The following is an 18,898-nucleotide window of genomic DNA, read 5'->3' on the forward strand; positions in this document are numbered from 1 at the left end:
ATGTCTGGAACTATTAATAGGGTGGTAGAAGAATTTATTGTTAGTGTAGCACGTGCTTGTTACAAAAGCGATAAATCATGTGTACATATCTTAGCTGATACTATTGAAGGAGTGGTTTATAGGCCTATTCCTAAAATTGCATCAAATAAAACTCCGAGAAAAGTAGATCCTTTGGTAATTTGTCGAGTTGATGGTGACATGATTGAAGAGTTAAGTATGGAGGCAGGAAAAGAGTATTATAGTCAGGAGTGGCTGGAATATGTGATTAAGCAATTGGTTAAGGGAGAGTTTTATGTAAGTTATCGCAGGTACAAAAGGAAAGTAAAACAAAATTTACAGAAGGAGTGGTGAAAATGTCAGATAGTCACGATAGCTTCACCGAAGCTGTAGAAAAGCTAAAAAAAGTTGCAAGAGAGTTAGAGCCAACAAATGAAGAAAATAATGAATGGTGTAATTTGGTTAGTGAGATGGGCAATTTAGATGTTGCACCTGAACTAGTTTTAAAAATGAAACCACAGTTGCTACATTACGATATTATCAGTAAATATTTACCGCATAAATGGGAAATGCCTAGAGATGGTAGATTGCTTTATTCAGATAGAGAGTTGCTAGAAGCATTGAAATTAATAATTTTCAATTCGGGAGTAAAGAATACTTTGGATTTAATACCACGTGAGCTTATTGAAGCATATTTACACAAAAAAGAAAATTCGACCAAGTAATCCCTTTAACTCCTTTTCATACACTTATTATTTTAATTAAGTGAAAGAACCATAGCGACTAAATGTCGTTGTGGTTTTTTGTTAATAATAATAAGCACTTTGCTGTTTGAATTTTTATAATATCTTCCTTCAAGTCTATCCCTCCCCCAATATTAAAAATCTTTATATACTCAGTAAAAAAACCATTATAAAGAAATTTATAAAATTTTGGAAAAAAACTCATACTATTTTCCTTTTTTCAGAACAATCAAATATAATAATAGTAGGAGGGATAAAAAAAGGGGTTCTTTTATTAATAATGAAAATATATTTAAATTCTTTGAGCAATTTAAGAGTGGTGGGACAACGAATGATTAATTTATTATTAAAGGAAGATCTTAATGAATAAAAATTTTATTGTATCAAATGTATTAAAGACAAATAATTTAAAAATGAATAAAAATAGAGAGTTTGACGATTATACCCACCTAAAAGTGAATGATAGCATTCACTTTTATTCTCCAAAAATTAATACTTTTCCCTTAAATACAAACATAAATGGTATAGAATTTAAAGATTCCCATCCTGTGTCTAGATGGAATACCAGGGTTGGTCCAAAACTAACTGAAAATCAATTACTGAATATATTAAATCAGCTCAAATTACTACCTCATAGAATAAGAAAAATAGAAGATGGTGTAGGAATCATTGATTGCGATATTCTCTTCACGTACAAAATATCAGAAAACAATATAATAATAATCACAACTTTTTATGGACGACTATCACTCAATCATTCCCTAAAACAATTTCAGTCACTAAGAAAATATAACAAAACTAACAAGGAACAAGTTTATTTGCAAATCAAAGAGGATGTACTTGATGAACAAAATCCTCCTGCTATCCCAAAGTTTTTTATGGACTTTAGTGGGACTATAACAAAATACATTCTGGAAGGATATGTGGTTGTTGGTAAAAAACTACCTGTATTTTATGTTTGTTGTGGGACAGATCATAGTGAAGAAGTTCTATATATAGATGTTAATTGCAATTCAGATGTAAAGATTAATAAAAACATTCTAAAAGTTTTATTCAAAATGCGCTATTCAGATTTTGTGTGGAATTATCTGCAAAATCACTATAAAGAGCAAGTTAGTTTGTTAGAAAGGAAGTTCACTAATAAAAAAATTTAAATAATGTAGGTGTAGGAAAGCGAATATTTTAAAACGAATAATCTTATGCTTAGAACAGAGAGAGTTTTTGCTGTTGAACATGCTCAAAAATATTTATTTGTCTTAATTACTATTAAAAGCAAAACTAGAATAAAAGATTAAGGAATGGAGCATTAGAGAACGGATAGGGGAGTGTTGTTGAGGAATTATTTATATTTAGGTGCACTGAAAACTGTGAGCATGGATGAATTGTTTGTATCAATTTTGAAAACTATAAAAATCTTTGAAAAATGAAGTGGATATTGAAGTAGTTGCAAATGAAACTAAATAAGTTATGAGAATCAAAAAAATCATAATCGATCGATGATAGGAGTTGGTTAATATGAAAAGGATTTTGAAGGATAAAGGTTATAAACAAGTTCTATATTTACAAACTGAGTGCCAATATAACAAGTTGGAAGATGCTACTGGTAAGGAAGATGCTGTGTTGTTTCAAATGGGCCAATATAGTTTAATAGGTCATCAAATTGATTCTGGTGTTACTTGTTCAGTTGCAGAAGCTCGTAAATTCGCTAATTATATTTTGTCACTTTGTGATTCTATTGAACAATCTACTCCAAAGCAATTTACAGAAGATATAACGGATATTAAATTAAAGCGAGTAAGACCAGAAGATATTTTTGAGGAGGATTTAGATTAATGCATAAGAAAATGATACCGCCACCATTACAATTACACACTTTTCTTAAATTCATTACTCCTAATACCCTTGGGGCTGTTCGTGAATTTTTCGCTACTTACGAAGATAGAGTTTTCTTGAAAGAAGGTGCTGACCGTAATGGTAATCTTGAATTAGTGTTTGCTGGAATAGAAAAAGATCGTTATGCAGTAAATTATTTAACCATTAAGTTTTTATATAGAAGAGAAGGCAAAGATGTTTGCTTGGTCGATTATCGTACCGGAGAAAAGGAAGTAAAAATAGTTATTGCAAATGCAATAGAAAGAAAAACATCAAAGACATGGTGGGAACATTACCGCAGGATTTCTACATGGTACTTGGACCCAGAATTGTCTAATAAAAAAATCACTCAGAATTTCCGGATTTGACGATTCAGACTTTAAACCAACTAACATAACTCCAGAAATGAAAGTTTTAATTCAAGAGTTACTTTCCGAAGTGAACAAAGAATAGGAGGAATGAACATGCCAGAAGCTTTCCGTATTATCCTTTATATATTGTTTATGTCTCTTAATATAGCTATTGGTATATTTGTGATCGCAACTGTCTTTTTGCTCTTCCGATATCTCCATATAAAAATATTGCATTTCAGGACTTACATAGTTAAACGAAAAATAAAAAAACTAGAAGAAAAAGAAGGGTGAATATCAAATGGATACAACATTAATTATTATTCTTGTCGTATTAGCCTTACCGATAGTTGTTGTTTTTTCATACCTTTTAATCAAAGAAGAATTACACAAAAGAAAAATGAAGTATTATCGGTTGGTTGCTTGGAATACCAGATTTAAAGATCCCAATTTTACCAAAACGAAATCTGAACTTAAGGCTGAACTTAAAGTCGAAGAAAGAAAAAGAATGAAAACTAGATTGAGTGTTGTTCGTAATGATTATTCTAAGTAAATTAATCACTTTATCTGCTTCTATCGCTCTAGTCCTTTGGTCTTTGGATAAAATCAAAAAAGAGAAAAGGTATCTGCAGATACCATCGTTATATTAGTACTAGTTATGATAAATATATGTATTTACACGTTCTTGTTTGAAGATAAATAAAAAGAGAAAGGGTTGTATTTATTATGAAAACACTTTTTGCAATTAAGGATTATTTTACGCAGTCAATGCGTGTTTATGGATGGGCGATGTACACGCTTGGTTTTATAGGAGGATTTCTAGCTGCATGGTCATATTTTTCTTAATCTTTGTCTTTTGACCTTCCCCCCTTAAAGACCATCTTTATACTTTAAATTTTGTAATTTCTGTAATATTGCATTTCCTTTATTTTCCATAAAGTGTATGCTTTTCATTCATTTAAAACTGGTTGTAACGTGTTCGGGACCACTTGCTTAATTATGTGTGACGGGTGCAACCTATACAGAGTACAATTTAAGTATAGAAATCCAGTCGTATCAACGCATCCAGAGTAGGGGGTTGCAACCTATACAGAGTAGAGCAACACCTCCTACAGACTGTACGCAGTCAGTTTGCACCTTCGGTCCAAACTGACTGCTACATTCTGTTTGGAGTTTTTGTTCTCCGATCGCTTCGCTCCGGTTCGCAGCAAGCTGCCGAACAAAAACTACGTCGGCGTTGCATACCGCCTTCGGCTCTTAATTTGCATTCGCAAATTGTCGCTATCGCTCTCGTCTTTAATAAAAAAAGAAGGTGGATATATGGAACTTACTACTCTTAATTTGAAAGTGTTAGGCCAGCGAGTAAAAGTGCTGAATTTTCCTTTTGAGTTTGATGAAGTGTATGGAGTTACTTACGATATTCAAAACATGCTCATGTTAGAAGATTTTATAAGGAATTCCGAACAGCGAGTGAAAGAGGTTGATTTTGAAAAGGTGAAAGAAAATTATCAAGGGACAAGTATAGCGGAGATCTTAGAAAAAAACAAAAAAAAGGTGATTCTTTTGAATAAACCTAAAAAAATGAGTCTTGATGAAGCAGTAGATTTATACGGAAATGGTCATTATGTTGTTCGTACTACTCCTGGAGAAGTAGATACTTCTTATGTAAGTGAATTTATCTATTTCTTGAAAGGAAGAAGAGGTGTTTATATGGATATTCGAGAGATGGACAGATTAGTTTGTGAAAAAGTTTTAGGTTTTAATTGGGATGATAAATTTGAAGTTTGGAACTCTGGAAATGATTATATAGCTAAAAAAATGTTTTCCCCTACTTCTAATCCGGAACATACTTTAATGTTACTTCATGAATTGAAAAAAAAGTATAAGGTCCAGATAACACTTCAGAAGGAAAGTGTTTGGGAAGTAGAATTGATTAACTATCAGACAAAAGAGTATTTCTCTAGTAAAGAATTGTATTTTGGACTAGCTGTTTGTAGAGTTGCTTTGAAATCTGTAAGTATGGATGAAGTGTTTGAATCAATATTACAAGCTATAAAAATGCTAAAAGATGAAGTGGATATTGAAGTGATCGCAAAGGAAACTAAATTAAATCATGATTACATAAAGATTCTTAAACAAAAAATTTGAAAGGAGGTGATAAGAAATGGCACGTAAACCGAAAGTTATAACGCATTTAATGAATAACGGTGAAAGGCAATTATGTAAAGCCTTGTGGCGTACTGGTGTTATTACGGAAAAAGATGCGCTGAAACATTTTGGTGTTAGTGAAGAACGAAGGGGCTATGGCATTACTGATAAACGTTGGAATCTTATGTTGAAAGATGGAGTATTAAAAAAACAAGGTCAGTATGTTTTTCTTGGTGATAAAGGTGATAATTATCTTAGAAATAAAATGGGGATGACAAACAAGTATAATTCTAAAATTGAACACATCAAACATGATTTGAAGTTGAATAAATGCTATCTCGAATTCTCGGAAACTCAGCGCGAAACATGGAAAACAGAGACAGAAATTCGCTCCAAATTATCCTCCCAACAAAAATACCACGATATGTACTACGACTCTAGATTTGATGATTCCACAAGGAAAAATTTTATTCCCGATGCAACTTACTATTCGGAAGAGTTACAGCAAGAAGTGGCCCTAGAAGTTGTGACTTCCAGTTATTCTGATATGGATATTGCCATGAAGCGTGAAACAGCAAACCGTTTTTATAACGGCCACTTTTATCAAATTTAAGGAGGGTTATAACATGAAAAGCTTTTTGAGGTTACAAGATGTTCGTAACCGGCAAGAAGAAAGAAGAAAAAAAGGTTTCTTAGTTCCCGATAATTTAATGGATGTGGTTGATTATGCTGTTATTGAACGAGATCATGCGGAGTACCTTCGTCTTATGATAGAATACTCACCTTATGTATTGAAAATGCAGTATCGCCAATTTGTAGGGAAAAGTCGTACTCATGGTGATGAGTTAATAAAAGTTTTAGTAGACCGGAAAATCTTGGGGAATAAAAAATTTAGAGGGTTGGTTTATTTATATCCTCTAAAGAAGGCTATGGTTTGGTTTCACCAAAGTAAAGAGATTCAGTCGAAAAAAGAAGATAAGTTAGTAGAAGTAAAAGGTTTTCGACCAGAGCCGTCACCTAAATTACTGCTTAATTATTTTTCCAAAGCTGAATTTATTATTAAGAATGGTTCTTTTGGTTTGCTTGACTTAAATAGCAGATTACAAGAACTAGGTTATAAAGAAATGAAAATGGATAGAAATCTTACAATTAATAGCCTATTTAAAAAAAATGGAAGAGTGGAAATTATTGCTACTGCTAATCACTATGATTCATACACTCAAGAACAATATTACAATTTCTTCATTCTTCTTTGGAGGGTTGTTCGTCAATTCCCTCATGAACTGAAAAAAAGGATAACAATTGTGGTTCTTTTGGAAGATGAATCATTAGAACTAGAAGTTTCAAAATATATAGAGCTTGCAAAAAAATCCATGCAGCATACTTACAATAAAAGTGGTTTACAGAAAGAGAAATTTGAAGTAAAAGCTATTACTTATGATGTAGGGATATCAAGGTATTATCAAGATTCAGCTCTTCTAAACAATATCATATCTGAACAAGAGGAACGTCAAATTAGGGAGTTTATGAAATTTGTGCCTCGCTAATACCGCTGTTAGTGGAGGAGACTAAATTGGGGGTATTCAATTTGAAGGAGAAAAAGGTTGTACAATTATTTAAATCTATAAAGATAAAATCGACAGAAGAGAAAATCAAACAGTATGAAAAGGTTATTCAAGACTACAAGGATTGTCATAAAAAATAGGAGAGGTGTTATGATTGGGTGGTAGAAAAGTAATAGACCTTTTAAATGATAAGGAGAAGATAGCATATTATAAATATATGGCGGAATTGTTGCGATGTAAGAATGAGAAGCAGTTGAAGACTGTTAATAATAAGCTTGCTGATGTTTTGATTAATGCCGCCAATAGAGAAGTAGAAAAAATGGAATATGAACTGAACAATATTTTGTTGGATAATGGAGAAGAAGTTGTATTTGTAACGAATTATCAAGGAAGTTACCCGCCATTACCAAATCAACATTATTTTATAGAATTTTTTAAGGCAGTAGGGTTTAATTGTTAAATCGTGGAAATCATTAAACCAAAGAGAAGGTAGTCTTTTACGTTGTGTTTAAAAACACCTATCTTCACTATTTTTGGCCTGTACTCCTCAGGGTTGATTAATTTATGCAGTTTGTTTCTTTGCCTCTAGAGACTAGCATTTGTGCCGCCTCATGGCGTCCTGTGGCCTCAAGGATTAGTTATAAAATCAATTAGCTTTCAAGTACAGAAGCAAAAACATTTTAAACCAAAAATTAGGAAAAATGCAATATTGAGTCTTATCTTTTAAGTAAAGTCCAACTACACACATTTGCAGTTGGACTTTACTAAATAAATCTATACTATTTCAACTCGTTTTCTAAAGGTAAAATAATTTCATCTAATGTCTTTCTCCATTGTCGCTTCATTTCTGGGCCATATTTCAAAGGTCTTGCTCCTGGATGTACCGCTTTATACTTATCAAATTCCTTGCTGTTAATTATTCCCCCAATATTCGGGATAGGATCTATTCCTATCTGATATTGAACTGCAGAGGCATGTAGCTCTCGCTCTTCCACAAACCAAGCATTTGCGAATTCTTTTATAGTTTGATTGTAGGACTGCGTAAAGTAAGAACGTTTCACTACAAAAACATCTTCCTCTGGAGATATTTCTTTGTTATCGACAGCGTTTAAAATAGATCGGTAGACCTCTTTAACAACTTCTGATTTTTTTAACTTTTGAAGTGCTTTTTCAATCTCAAATCGGATACTCTGATTGTTTGCCGAATACGTACCCAATAACTGGTCAATATAGGTTGAATCAATGTCATAGAGTTTAATCGCATTTTCTCCATAGAATTCAATGCCTGAGAAATCTGGGCTCGTTCCTTCGCCACCTTCCTCTACGAGCGATCCCTTCACCGTGTTATACACGCCAATATATTCTTCTAGTGTCTTTACCTGTTCTTGAAGAACTTTTGATTTCTCCATATCATCATTGTAATCATCATACGTAACTAGAGCCTCAAAGGCATTATTTAGCTCTTGAAAGGCTTTCACAAATTCAATTCGAATTTCCAGTGAAGAATGTTCATTAATATCTGTAGGGTTTGGCACTAGAGTTTTCAGAGATTTATGTGCCTTCTTGAACCGTTTTTTTGATTCGTCAAAGGTCGGATAAACAAGTTGGGAATCTTCGTTTTCATTGGAGTATAATTTTGTCGCATCCTTTACGTTCTGCTCCATCGTTGAAGGTTTACGGAATGTTACGATCAATCCCTTCGTTTTTCCAGGATACGTGCGATTGGTGCGAGAAAAGGCTTGAATCAAGTTGGCATAGCTTAAATTACGGTCAACAAATAGGGTTTGAATGGTTGGTGCATCAAATCCAGTTAGTAAGCGATCTACAACGATTACTAAATCAATCTGCTTCCCAAACTGTTTAAATTCTGCTCTTTTACGAGCTAAACGATTGTTAATGTCGCCATTATACCGTTCAATATCTTCAATCGACCAAGCCGTTTGATAATAATGGTTATACTCTTTTATAATGCCTTTCATTTCATCTTGGAATTGATTTGAATTTTCTTCGTTTTCTTGTACCGAATAGGTAATTGCAATTCTTGGGAAATTGGGATCATCTATCGTACGTCCTGTCCGAATTGGATGACCTGCAAATTCGGTTGTTATCCATTCAGGATTTTTCGTCATTTCTTTAATAGCATGATAATATCGTTTTGCCATGTCAATGGAACTCGTTGTTAAAATGGCTGACTTTTGAGGACGGCCATTTTTAAAATCAAATTTTGTGTAGGCGTTATCAGGCCGAAAGATCTTATGAATAACTTTTTGAATATGCTCCTCATTTTCATAGGAAGAGTTCGGAATATAAGTTTCCTTCTCTATTCCATCCATTTTATCAATCATTTCGTTCAGTTCGTCATCACTACAATCGGCGAATTTTTCATTCTGACGCAGTTGATTAAAAATAGAATTATATAGGGAGGTTGGTTCAATCGTATCTTCGTGTTCTACTTGAAACCCTAAAACTGAACCATCCTCTAATGCATTCTTAATGGTATAGGTATGAAGAATTTCCCCATACTGATCACGCGTGGTCCGTGCCAATTGACCTTTCGCTTGTTTTTTATTTTCATTAAAAATCGGCGTACCTGTAAAACCGAACCATGTAGAGTTTGGAAAGAATCCCTTAATGGATTCCATTCCCTCTGCACTTAACGCTCGGTGACATTCATCCACAACAAAAACAATATGCTGCCCAATCAATTTCTTAAAGCGCTGGGTGCCACTTTTTTCTTCTTGTTTTTGAGCAATTCGTAAAGCAGATTCCAATTTTTGTCGTGTGGTAATAATAACTGTATTCGAGTTGGCATCAGATAACAGAGTTTCACTTAGTTTCTTCGCACTCTTTGTCCCAACTATTAAGCTATTAGCCTTAGCTTTGCCCGAAGAAATACCCGTATTAAACTCTGAAGCAAACTTAGTGAATTCCGTTGTTGTTTGATTATCTAAGTCTTTTCGGTCGATGATCATTATTGTTCGGTCTACACCTGGCTTACGGGCTAGTAACTTCGTAGATACAAAACTTGTTAATGTCTTTCCTGAACCGGTCGCATGCCACACGAATCCAGATTCTCGTTTCATGGCAGATGTAAACAAAGCCTCGATCGCATGAATTTGATACGGATGTAATACCATCAATGCTTTATTGTCCTGATCCTCACTAACGATCGTATAATTAGCAACCAAACGGTGGGCATCTGGAATGTTTAGAACTTGTTTTACAAATTCATAGAGGTTTTCTACTTTGCGATTATCAGTAGTCCGCCAGCTAAAGACAAATTTTTTATGCATGTCTTTTGGCATTGCATTGGCAAAATAGCGAGTTGTTTGTTCGTTTGAAATCACAAAAAGCTGCAGCGTAGAAAAGATGTTGTTTCGAAACATCCCTTCCTCTGCGTATTTTTTTATCTGGTTGTAAGCTTGGAATACACCGTCTTTGGCATTTACCTGCTTCAATTCTATTTGTACGATAGGCAGTCCATTGATTAAGAGTGTCACGTCAAATCGACGATCACGACCATCAGCGTCTACCTTTTGTTTAGCAATCTGATGCACCACTTCGTATGTAGAGATGCCGCCCCCGATGTCTTGGTTGGAATACAAAATCAGCGACATTGACCCTAAAGATACATCCTCACGTTCTATCGTAATCCGAGCAATTCCATTCTCACCCTTTAGCCATCTAGCCGCATCGAAAGGAGTCTTTGTTCTCGAGAGTAATTCTGTTTTAATTGAATCAAACTCTTTATCAGAAATGGAGTGTTCCCCAATTTCTGATAAGTTATTTTGGGTAATCTTTTGACGCAAGTTCTTCCAAAGGTCTTCTTCAGACTTTAAATCCGGACGATAATTCCACTGATTATGCCCTTCCCCTAACACTTCAATCAGGCGACGTTCCACCTCAGCTTCATCATTATAGGATATCTTTGTCATGTTTCTCCCCCTTTTCCATTTGCTTAAACAAACATCTTTTGTAGAAATGCTTTTTTCGTTTTTTTCAAGGCTTCTAATTCACGCTGATGAAGGGTGATGAGATTGTCGAGTTGCTGGAAAAAGGCACCGATTTTCTTTTGTTCCTCAAGATTAGGGGTGATTTGTGTATGGAATTTTTCTAATTCTCGCATACCTAAATTTGGCTGAGTACCGCTAGAAGCTTTATCTTTTACTTGGTTTTGCATCTTTCTTGTTTGTAATAAGAAATACAAAAAGTACGGATTAGACACTTCACCAACTCGCATGGCAGCTAATGGAGACCAAATATTAAAACGCTCTTTAGTTTCAACGATTGCCGTCTTACCCACAGTTGAACCTGACTTAACCAAGAAGACATCATGATATTGAGGTCTGTACTTTTTAGAGTACAACTCATCAGTCTCTTCAGAAATATATCCACGTTTTCTGTCAAAATCAATCTGATTATCAACGATTGCATCAACTGAGATAAATGGGATTCCACTCTCTTCAAGTTTGGGAGTTTCATGAGGTCCATCAGTAACAGGCTCTGCCAACATTTCACGAAGTTTACACTGTTCCCACTCTCCAGTAAATCCTGGGAAACGAACTTCCGGCACGGACTCCCCTTCTTTTGGAAATAATTTTTGTAAGAAACCCTGTTTTGTTTGTTTGAGGGTGGTTAGTTCTTGCTGATGAATAGCTATTGTGTCGTCTAGTTGTTTGAATAAGTTTCCTATTTTGGTTTGCTCTTCTCTTTCCGGAAAAATTAAGTTCACCTTTTTTAAATCTGAATTATGTAAGTGAACTACAGATTTCCCTTGTGCGCGTTTGCTTAGTTCTTTTTGCTGCTCGCCATTAGAAATAGTCAGAGCTAAAAACACTGGGTCAATTTTATCACTTGGTTGTACAATATTTAAATCTCCACCCAATATAATTCCCGGAACACTAACAAAAGATGCTCTTGAAATATCTTCTGAAGTTTCTCCAGAAGATGGAATAATTACTTCATTACCTTTACTTATTACGGATCTTTCTTTTAATTTAGTAAAAGTGTCTACAGATTTTATAACCGTTTCGTACTTTGTATATAAACGCCCATACAATATAATTTGGCTACCTTTATCAGTTAAATCACTTTTTGAATATCCATTACCCCTAAAGAAATTAGCTATATCTCCCAACTTCTGTTGTTCCCAATCTCCAGAAAATTCTGGAAAACGAACTTCTGGTGTCCATTTACTTTTCACGATAAAACACCTCTAATGCACCATTGATCCATTCTGCGTTTTCCTCATCAAATTGTAATGATGAAATCATATCAAATAGACTAGATTCTAGTTCTGCTTTTTCTTTACGAATATCTTTAATTGTTGAGCCGATTACAGCCATATCCACAGCTGTTTCTTCCACAAAAGTATCTACGTATCTAGGAATATTTAAATTAAACTCATTTTCTTTAATCTCATCAAATGAAGCAACGTGACTATATCTCTCAACGCTTTCCCGATTTCTATACGTTTCTACAATTTTATCTAGATTATCTTTGGAAAGTTTATTCTGGTTCTTTCCTTTTATAAACCCTTTACTCGCATCAATAAACAGAACATCACGCGTTTCGCGATTCTTCTTCAAGATGATGACTGTGGTGGGAATGGACGTTCCAAAGAATAAGTTGCCTGGCATTCCAATAACGGCATCGATGCTTCCATCTTCTAATAGTTTCTTTCGGATGACACCTTCTGCAGCTCCACGGAAGAGAACCCCATGCGGTAAGACAATTGCCATCGTTCCTGAATCTTTCAAATGATAGAAACCATGTAAAAGAAAGGCGAAATCTGCTTTTGATTTTGGCGCCAACTTTCCGAAACGGTTGAAGCGAGAATCATCTAAGAATGTGTCATCTGCCGACCATTTTGCAGAATACGGAGGATTCATAAGAACGGAATCAAACGTATAAGGCTCATCTGTCGGCCAGTCTTTATTCAGTGTATCTCCATTACGCAAACGCATATCTTCTTTATCTACACCATGCAAGATCAAGTTCATTTTTGCCAGGTTAAAGGTTGTTGTATTTAGTTCTTGTCCATGATATTTAACGCTGTCCGGAAAGTTTATATAGTTACGAATATTCAACATCAAGGAACCCGAGCCCATGGTTGGATCATATACGCTAAACAATTTTTTGTCTTCTTGACCCATTGCAGCAATACGAGCCATCATGTCCGATACTTCATGAGGCGTATAAAATTCTCCAGCTTTTTTCCCAGCTTCTGAAGCAAATTGACCGATCAAGAATTCATAGGCATCTCCAATTACGTCTCCATCATGTCCCATCAAATCGACATCGTTTAGTTTCTTTAAAACTTCTGTGATGGTAATGTTTCGTTGTTGATCATCTGAACCCAGTTTTTTTGATTTTAAATCCACATCATCAAACAATCCATTGAATTGATCATATTTGGTCGCTAGATCGATAAAGGCTTTATTTAAGTCATTCAACTGAAACGTGTTTTGCTTTGCTTGGTCGGTTAATACATTGAATAAGTGTTCTGGCGCAATATCATAGCCTAGAGTATCTACTAGCGTTTCAATGAGATCATTTTTGATATCATCGTCTGCTAATAGATTTATGTACAATTGAGTTTGTTTCGTTTGTGTGTTGTATTCTTCAAGTGACTCATCAGCGATGACAACCACTTTTTCTAGTAATTTATCCGATAAGTACTTGTAAAATATCAAACCTAATAAATAGTTTTTGTATTCAGATGCATCCATTTTGCTCCGCAAATTGTCTGCGGCACTAAATAACTTTTGGTTTAATCCTGCCATGTTTCTTTCCCCATTTCTTTTTTGCTTTGTCTAGTAATCTAGTTTTCTTAAAACTTCTAAATACAGCTGTTCTTCAAGTTCTGCCTGTTTTTTTGCTAGAGCTTGCTGCTTCTTTAAATAGAAATAAGCTTTTCCAATTGTCCGTTGTTTCTCAAGAGTTGGTAGCTTAAATTCCAACTCTTTTAATATAGCTGGAGTTAACTTGGGTACAGTACTTCCTTGCATACTGATGGCCATCTGCTTTTTAATCGAGGATGATTCATTCAACGCATAACACAGATATCTGCTATCCAGTCCATCATGCTCGATAATGAGTTTCGCAAAGTTTTGGTTAATAATTTTCCCTTGGTTTTGGTCACTCACTATTGCAGCTCTGGAACTAACAAAACTAAAAACAACATCTCCAGCACGGCTTAAGTAGCCATCTCTTTGATCTTCATGGCTACCAGCTTTAGATTTTAGAAATAAACCTTCTAAATCATGAATTAGATCCTCATACGAATAAGCCACAAGAGATAGATTATTTTTTTCAGTTCCTCTCGAAAGGTTTCTTCCAATTTTAACAGTTACAATCTCTTCAAGTTTCATATCCCGCCCTCTTTTATGTATTTCTTTGAAATTACAATTGAATCATATCACTCAGAAATTGAACCGTCAACAATTATTAAGTAATTCCGAAGAATTACATTTAATTTATTAGTTGTATCATCATCTTCAACTTTTCAATCAAACCAATAGGTTGTCTCACTTTTGTCATTTTTCAAATCCATAAGTCATGTTTTTTAACACCTTTGGCAACAAATCATCTTGTTTCTCATTATAAAAGCTATTTTCCCCAGTAATTCTTATGCTTTTTACCTTGTCATCAACTACTTTGAAAATTTCACATTAACAGGGATTACTAACAATTACCCATCTTTCGTATAGTGTGGCAAAATGGTAAAATATATATAATTAACTGTTTTATTACATTTATGGAGGATGAAAAGATGAAAAAGGTATGGTGGATACTTTTACTACTATTAAGCTTGGCATTGGTAGGTTGTAACAACGTTACTTCGGACGGGGAAGATATAGATCAAATTGAAAGCCATGAAGAAGCCAGCATACAATACAAACAAGATATAGACAGCGTTGTTTCCGACCTGTTAAAAACAGTCGCATCAGCTGAAAACATGATTCAAAACTACGCACATGTTTGGAATGCTGGCATTAGTAAGGATACATATATGACCATTGAACACGCACAAAATCTCTTGAGTATAGACGAATCTACAGCAAGAAAGTACTTTGCAACCAGCGGATATACAAATTTTATTGATAGTGACTTTCAAAAGCTCATACAAGAATTAAAATTCTATTACACTGATACTGGGAAAATTCCTGAACTTCAATCTAATATGGAGAGCATCCAAGCGAATCTTCAAAACCTGAATGATCCACCAGTTGAATATGAACCGATCTTTGCAGAGGTGCTCGAGTTATATCGTATTGGCAACGAATACACTCAGTTTGCCATCAACCCTACAGGTTCATTGATTACCTACAATCAATCTACTAATCAGTTATCAACTGATTTTATTAGTCAACATAATCGAGTCGCAATTCTAAAACCCGGAAAAGAATAAACGGTCAGAACACACAAGTTTATTTTGAGTTCGAAGATAATCGAAAAAAGAGACCTTTTTATGGTTTCTTTTTTATGTAAATTATTATTGTCAGAGACTTCTTAAAAATTAAACATCAAAATTAGAGTTGCCAGCCAAACGAAAAACAGATATGCGCGAGGTAACTGAAAAAGTGTCATAACTTAAAAGTTTTGACACTTCTATATTAGAGTGATGAAGTCAAGGTGTGAGCCGATCTCATAACTTAATGTCATAATTAGTATGATAAAGGGGACTGGTATTATGAAATACGGATATGTGAGAGCTCTCTTACAAGGAGAAATATGATATAATTGAAAATATTGGATATTCCATTAAAGGGCAGTATATTTCAATATAATGTGATTCTAGAGGAAGTGAAGCTGTGTTAAGTATTCATGATAATGAAATTATCTCCTATGATGTTAATCTAAAAAATAACGTAATCCACATTTACACATTGTCTGAATCAGGGCAGAAAATAACATTATTTTTTCTGGGATAATCGCACGCATGTTCGAAAATCCTTTATGTGGTAGCATTATTTTTGATATTGAAAAAGCTGAAATCTACCAATTTTTTGTTGAGAATAGAGATTTATTAGAAAAACAAAAAACTATTGTTGGCCAATTGATTACTCAGATCTTAAAGATTTTAAGGGAAAGTTGGTAAAACATCAGTATTCCTACTATATTCCTACTAGGTAATTTCAGCTTCGTATGGATTAAACGGTTGGATATTAGCAAAGAAATATAAAAAAACAAGTCCTAATTAAGTTAATGGGGATTTAACGAAATAAGAAAAACAGTCATTCTTTTAAAGAATGACTGTTTTATTTTCCTCATAAACGGTTGGGAAGGCTTCTTTCATATCACCATCCTCTTTTTCGTAAAGATTCTAGTTGTGGCAGATAAATGATCAGGCTCTTTCCTTTTAATGATTAAGGTGGTTACATTCTATGCTGAAAAATCATATTAAAAGTTCATATTTAGTTCATAACCTCATTCTATAGTAGTCTCATCACAGCTGAGGAGGAATGAAAATGAACACTAAACGAAAGAAAAAGAGCAAAAGAGGACCCATCATATGGTCCATTATTGGAGCTGTTGTCCTAATCGTGGTGCTCGCTCCTATGTTTATGCCGCGAGGGACAGGTTCGATAGAAAAGGAGTACGTACAGAAAAAAGATATTACTACCTACTATAGCTTCACAGGAACGATACAAGCAGAGAATAGGAAAAGCATGTCGAGTGATAAGAGCGATCGAGTAAAGGAGATTCTTGTGAAAGAAGGAGACTTAGTGAAAAAAGGCGATGTTCTCCTTGAAACAGAAATGAGTGGAGAGATTAATGCAGATATGGATGGTGAAGTCGTGGGGATTCATACAGAAGATGGGGCCGATGTCATGGCTGGTGCCCCACTTATTGATTTAGCAGATTATCGTGATCTTCAGGCAGAAGTCAAAGTGGACGAGTATGATTTGGATACCGTGAAGGAAAAGCAAGACGTGACCATAGAAGTGAGTGCCCTGAATAAAGAGGTCAAAGGCACCGTCGCATCGATTTCGAAAGAAGCAAAAAACGAAAATGGGGTATCTTATTTCACGGCCATCATTAATTTAGAAGAGGTTGAAGAGATCAGGGCCGGCATGACAGCAGTGGCAATCATTCAAAATCAAGAGGCCAAAGGGGTGAAGACCTTATCCATGGAAGCCATTAAATTCGATGATCAGGATCAACCTTATGTTTTGATATCAAATAATGGAAAGGAAACGATTAAGAAATATATTGAATTAGGGATCAATGATGGAAAAAGGATTGAAGTGAAGGAAGGTCTGAAAGAGGGAGATGCTGTGATCCTTTCTACTTCCGCCGGGAGTCAAGGTGGTTTTGGGCCAGGAGGGCTTCCAGCTCCCGGAATGATGGGAGGTAATCAGTGATGTCACTTCTTCAGATGCAGGAGGTTATAAAAACCTATTGGTTGGGAGATGAGCAGCACACCGTGTTGGATAAGATCGACTTTTCAGTGGACCGGGGTGAGTTCGTTTCCATACTTGGTCCGTCTGGGTCAGGTAAGTCAACGATGATGAATATACTGGGCTGCCTCGACGAACCAACTTCAGGAAGATATATTCTCTCTGGACAAGAGGTCAGTCTGATGGAAGAGGATGAACTTGCTTCCATACGCAATAAAGAGATCGGCTTTGTATTTCAACAGTTTCAGTTGTTGCCTAAGTTGACAGCCCTCCAGAATGTAGAATTGCCTCTGATTTACTCAGGCATTTCAGTCAAAGAGAGAAAGTCCAAAGCTGAACACATGCTTGAAAGGGTAGGACTTCAAGATAAGATGATGAACCGTCCCACCCAACTTTCCGGTGGCCAGCAACAAAGAGTAGCGGTAGCGAGGGCTTTAGTGACAGAGCCTGCCCTGCTGCTTGCTGATGAACCGACGGGAGCTCTTGACCAAAAGACAGGAGCACAAATTATGGAGCTTTTTTCTGAACTCCATCAAGAAGGGAAAACCATCGTCATGATCACTCACGATCTTGAGGTAGCGAATCAGGCTGGCAGGATCGTCAGGATTCTTGACGGAAGACTAAGAGAGGAGGAAGCACATGCTTAGAGAAAATATTTACATGGCATGGAGGAACATCGTGTCTTCCAAAATGAGGTCATTTCTGACAGTCCTGGGGATTGTCATTGGGGTTGCCTCGATCATTGCCTTGATTACCATTGTGAAGGGAGCTACAAATTCAATCAGTGATCAGGTAACGTCACTTGGTGCCGACAAAGTGACGATTCAAGCTCCAGGGACTCCCTTAAAGAGGGGGTTAACGGAAAGGGACGTGAGCAGGCTGGCAGACATTGAACATGTAGATGGTGTGTCACCTACGATTACTTCCACTACATCCCTTGTTTACGAGGGAAAGGTACTCGAAGATGTGACCATTCAAGGGAAAAATGAGGTGTACTTTTCGAAATCAGACGATCTATTGGAATCCGGTAGAGAGATGAACCGACTCGATATAGAGGGAAAGAATAAGGTGGCGTTGATTGGACCTTCCATAGAAGACGATTTATTCTTCGGGAAAAATCCAATAGGACAGAAGATTACCCTCGGTGGATCTTCGTATACCATTATCGGAACCTTGAAGGAGTCCACGAATTACTCCGGCGATTCACAAAATGATCACGTCTTGATTCCTTATACAGCCGTCAGGAGCTTTCCCGGTGGAAATAATATGACCAACGTGGATATCTATATGGAGAATACCTCCTATTCTGATCAAATTACGGAGGACGCAGAGTGGGTATTGAATCAGGCATTCAATTATAAAGAAGATGGTTATTCAATCATGAACATGACCGACATGCTTTCTACCATTGACGATATTAACTCGATGCTAACGCTCATGCTGACGGGAATTGCGTCTATTTCCCTCATTGTTGGTGGGATCGGGATCATGAATATGATGTTAGTGTCGGTGACAGAAAGGACGACGGAAATCGGTTTGAGAAAAGCACTTGGGGCCGAGCCGAAAAAAATTCAGCAGCAGTTTCTTATGGAATCTGTGTTCCTTTCCCTTATTGGGGGCGTCATCGGCTTGTTGGCGGGTATATTCATTGCCTATGTGGCAAGCCTCGTCATCGGTACAGGCTTTTCATTATCGATCTCAACGGTCATCCTTGCGGTAGGATTCTCGGCGGGAATCGGTGTCCTGTTTGGATATGCACCAGCTAAAAAGGCTTCACACCTGAATCCAATTGATGCGTTGAGAAGCACATAAGGAGG

Annotated in this window: 20 protein-coding genes; 16 read left to right on the forward strand and 4 right to left on the reverse strand. The window is 35.8% G+C overall.

From position 1 onward, the window contains the following. The 12 genes from B4U37_RS01695 to B4U37_RS01745 all read left to right on the forward strand — a co-directional run bounded on the left by B4U37_RS01695 (position 1) and on the right by B4U37_RS01745 (position 7,135). Positions 1–351 carry a hypothetical protein gene (locus tag B4U37_RS01695; protein WP_088016801.1) on the forward strand — a complete coding sequence of 117 codons (351 nt, stop codon included), beginning with the start codon at positions 1–3 and terminating at the stop codon, positions 349–351. A 2-nt stretch (positions 352–353) separates the two neighbouring features. Beyond that, positions 354–722 (forward strand): hypothetical protein, encoded by a 369-nt coding sequence (locus B4U37_RS01700; protein WP_088016802.1) that lies wholly within the window; start codon positions 354–356, stop codon positions 720–722. A 380-nt stretch (positions 723–1,102) separates the two neighbouring features. After that, on the forward strand, positions 1,103–1,894 hold the full coding sequence (locus B4U37_RS01705) for a hypothetical protein (protein WP_088016803.1): 792 nt from the start codon (positions 1,103–1,105) through the stop codon (positions 1,892–1,894). Positions 1,895–2,255: 361 nt separating this feature from the next. Further along, the gene (locus B4U37_RS01710) at positions 2,256–2,573 is read left to right on the forward strand and encodes a hypothetical protein (RefSeq protein WP_088016804.1); all 318 of its coding nucleotides are present in this window, start codon (positions 2,256–2,258) and stop codon (positions 2,571–2,573) included. Further along, positions 2,573–2,980 (forward strand): hypothetical protein, encoded by a 408-nt coding sequence (locus B4U37_RS01715; RefSeq protein WP_088016805.1) that lies wholly within the window; start codon positions 2,573–2,575, stop codon positions 2,978–2,980. Before B4U37_RS01710 ends, B4U37_RS01715 begins: the two co-directional genes overlap by 1 nt. Before the next feature lie 96 nt (positions 2,981–3,076). Further along, positions 3,077–3,256: a hypothetical protein gene (locus B4U37_RS01720; protein ID WP_088016806.1), complete on the forward strand. Its 180-nt coding sequence runs from the start codon at positions 3,077–3,079 to the stop codon at positions 3,254–3,256. Between the two features lie 7 nt (positions 3,257–3,263). Beyond that, the gene (locus B4U37_RS01725) at positions 3,264–3,515 is read left to right on the forward strand and encodes a hypothetical protein (RefSeq protein WP_088016807.1); all 252 of its coding nucleotides are present in this window, start codon (positions 3,264–3,266) and stop codon (positions 3,513–3,515) included. 767 nt (positions 3,516–4,282) lie between these two features. Continuing rightward, positions 4,283–5,110 carry a hypothetical protein gene (locus tag B4U37_RS01730; RefSeq protein WP_088016808.1) on the forward strand — a complete coding sequence of 276 codons (828 nt, stop codon included), beginning with the start codon at positions 4,283–4,285 and terminating at the stop codon, positions 5,108–5,110. A gap of 16 nt (positions 5,111–5,126) precedes the next feature. Then, entirely contained in the window at positions 5,127–5,723 is a 597-nt protein-coding gene (locus B4U37_RS01735; RefSeq protein WP_088016809.1) for a hypothetical protein, read from the forward strand. A gap of 13 nt (positions 5,724–5,736) precedes the next feature. After that, on the forward strand, positions 5,737–6,657 hold the full coding sequence (locus B4U37_RS01740; protein ID WP_088016810.1) for a hypothetical protein: 921 nt from the start codon (positions 5,737–5,739) through the stop codon (positions 6,655–6,657). Between the two features lie 26 nt (positions 6,658–6,683). Then, positions 6,684–6,815, forward strand: a complete 132-nt coding sequence (locus tag B4U37_RS22515; RefSeq protein WP_281252768.1) for a hypothetical protein — start codon at positions 6,684–6,686, stop codon at positions 6,813–6,815. A 77-nt stretch (positions 6,816–6,892) separates the two neighbouring features. Continuing rightward, positions 6,893–7,135 carry a hypothetical protein gene (locus B4U37_RS01745; protein ID WP_157663677.1) on the forward strand — a complete coding sequence of 81 codons (243 nt, stop codon included), beginning with the start codon at positions 6,893–6,895 and terminating at the stop codon, positions 7,133–7,135. A 319-nt stretch (positions 7,136–7,454) separates the two neighbouring features. Here the strand turns inward: B4U37_RS01745 and B4U37_RS01750 are convergent, their stop codons facing one another. From B4U37_RS01750 to B4U37_RS01765, 4 genes are read right to left on the reverse strand one after another with little or no spacing between them, the layout of a single operon-like run. Further along, positions 7,455–10,610 (reverse strand): type I restriction endonuclease subunit R, encoded by a 3,156-nt coding sequence (locus tag B4U37_RS01750; RefSeq protein WP_088016812.1) that lies wholly within the window; start codon positions 10,608–10,610, stop codon positions 7,455–7,457. A 23-nt stretch (positions 10,611–10,633) separates the two neighbouring features. Next, positions 10,634–11,878, reverse strand: coding sequence for a restriction endonuclease subunit S (locus B4U37_RS01755; protein WP_088016813.1), 1,245 nt, complete (start codon positions 11,876–11,878; stop codon positions 10,634–10,636). After that, positions 11,868–13,460, reverse strand: coding sequence for a type I restriction-modification system subunit M (locus tag B4U37_RS01760; RefSeq protein WP_088016814.1), 1,593 nt, complete (start codon positions 13,458–13,460; stop codon positions 11,868–11,870). The genes B4U37_RS01755 and B4U37_RS01760 overlap by 11 nt, the downstream gene beginning before the upstream one ends. A gap of 30 nt (positions 13,461–13,490) precedes the next feature. After that, positions 13,491–14,048 carry a restriction endonuclease subunit S gene (locus B4U37_RS01765; RefSeq protein WP_088016815.1) on the reverse strand — a complete coding sequence of 186 codons (558 nt, stop codon included), beginning with the start codon at positions 14,046–14,048 and terminating at the stop codon, positions 13,491–13,493. 401 nt (positions 14,049–14,449) lie between these two features. Between B4U37_RS01765 and B4U37_RS01770 the strand changes: the two genes are divergently transcribed. The 4 genes from B4U37_RS01770 (at position 14,450) to B4U37_RS01790 (ending at position 18,893) form a co-directional block, all read left to right on the forward strand. After that, positions 14,450–15,088 (forward strand): hypothetical protein, encoded by a 639-nt coding sequence (locus tag B4U37_RS01770; protein WP_088016816.1) that lies wholly within the window; start codon positions 14,450–14,452, stop codon positions 15,086–15,088. A gap of 1,060 nt (positions 15,089–16,148) precedes the next feature. Next, positions 16,149–17,045: an efflux RND transporter periplasmic adaptor subunit gene (locus B4U37_RS01780; RefSeq protein ID WP_157663678.1), complete on the forward strand. Its 897-nt coding sequence runs from the start codon at positions 16,149–16,151 to the stop codon at positions 17,043–17,045. Beyond that, on the forward strand, positions 17,045–17,728 hold the full coding sequence (locus B4U37_RS01785; protein WP_198317066.1) for an ABC transporter ATP-binding protein: 684 nt from the start codon (positions 17,045–17,047) through the stop codon (positions 17,726–17,728). The genes B4U37_RS01780 and B4U37_RS01785 overlap by 1 nt, the downstream gene beginning before the upstream one ends. After that, positions 17,721–18,893, forward strand: coding sequence for an ABC transporter permease (locus tag B4U37_RS01790; protein ID WP_088016819.1), 1,173 nt, complete (start codon positions 17,721–17,723; stop codon positions 18,891–18,893). Before B4U37_RS01785 ends, B4U37_RS01790 begins: the two co-directional genes overlap by 8 nt. Positions 18,894–18,898 lie beyond the last annotated feature (5 nt).

The organism is Sutcliffiella horikoshii (genome assembly GCF_002157855.1).
In the GTDB taxonomy this organism is placed as follows: Bacteria; Bacillota; Bacilli; order Bacillales; family Bacillaceae_I; genus Sutcliffiella_A; species Sutcliffiella_A horikoshii_C.

Bases quoted from the DNA above. Each gene is read 5' to 3' on its own strand.
- B4U37_RS01695 (WP_088016801.1), top strand. From the start codon at position 1: ATGTCTGGAACTATTAATAGGGTGGTAGAAGAATTTATTGTTAGTGTA.
- B4U37_RS01700 (WP_088016802.1), top strand. From the start codon at position 354: ATGTCAGATAGTCACGATAGCTTCACCGAAGCTGTAGAAAAGCTAAAA.
- B4U37_RS01705 (WP_088016803.1), top strand. From the start codon at position 1,103: ATGAATAAAAATTTTATTGTATCAAATGTATTAAAGACAAATAATTTA.
- B4U37_RS01710 (WP_088016804.1), top strand. From the start codon at position 2,256: ATGAAAAGGATTTTGAAGGATAAAGGTTATAAACAAGTTCTATATTTA.
- B4U37_RS01715 (WP_088016805.1), top strand. From the start codon at position 2,573: ATGCATAAGAAAATGATACCGCCACCATTACAATTACACACTTTTCTT.
- B4U37_RS01720 (WP_088016806.1), top strand. From the start codon at position 3,077: ATGCCAGAAGCTTTCCGTATTATCCTTTATATATTGTTTATGTCTCTT.
- B4U37_RS01725 (WP_088016807.1), top strand. From the start codon at position 3,264: ATGGATACAACATTAATTATTATTCTTGTCGTATTAGCCTTACCGATA.
- B4U37_RS01730 (WP_088016808.1), top strand. From the start codon at position 4,283: ATGGAACTTACTACTCTTAATTTGAAAGTGTTAGGCCAGCGAGTAAAA.
- B4U37_RS01735 (WP_088016809.1), top strand. From the start codon at position 5,127: ATGGCACGTAAACCGAAAGTTATAACGCATTTAATGAATAACGGTGAA.
- B4U37_RS01740 (WP_088016810.1), top strand. From the start codon at position 5,737: ATGAAAAGCTTTTTGAGGTTACAAGATGTTCGTAACCGGCAAGAAGAA.
- B4U37_RS01745 (WP_157663677.1), top strand. From the start codon at position 6,893: ATGGCGGAATTGTTGCGATGTAAGAATGAGAAGCAGTTGAAGACTGTT.
- B4U37_RS01750 (WP_088016812.1), bottom strand. From the start codon at position 10,610: ATGACAAAGATATCCTATAATGATGAAGCTGAGGTGGAACGTCGCCTG.
- B4U37_RS01760 (WP_088016814.1), bottom strand. From the start codon at position 13,460: ATGGCAGGATTAAACCAAAAGTTATTTAGTGCCGCAGACAATTTGCGG.
- B4U37_RS01765 (WP_088016815.1), bottom strand. From the start codon at position 14,048: ATGAAACTTGAAGAGATTGTAACTGTTAAAATTGGAAGAAACCTTTCG.
- B4U37_RS01770 (WP_088016816.1), top strand. From the start codon at position 14,450: ATGAAAAAGGTATGGTGGATACTTTTACTACTATTAAGCTTGGCATTG.
- B4U37_RS01780 (WP_157663678.1), top strand. From the start codon at position 16,149: ATGAACACTAAACGAAAGAAAAAGAGCAAAAGAGGACCCATCATATGG.
- B4U37_RS01785 (WP_198317066.1), top strand. From the start codon at position 17,045: ATGTCACTTCTTCAGATGCAGGAGGTTATAAAAACCTATTGGTTGGGA.
- B4U37_RS01790 (WP_088016819.1), top strand. From the start codon at position 17,721: ATGCTTAGAGAAAATATTTACATGGCATGGAGGAACATCGTGTCTTCC.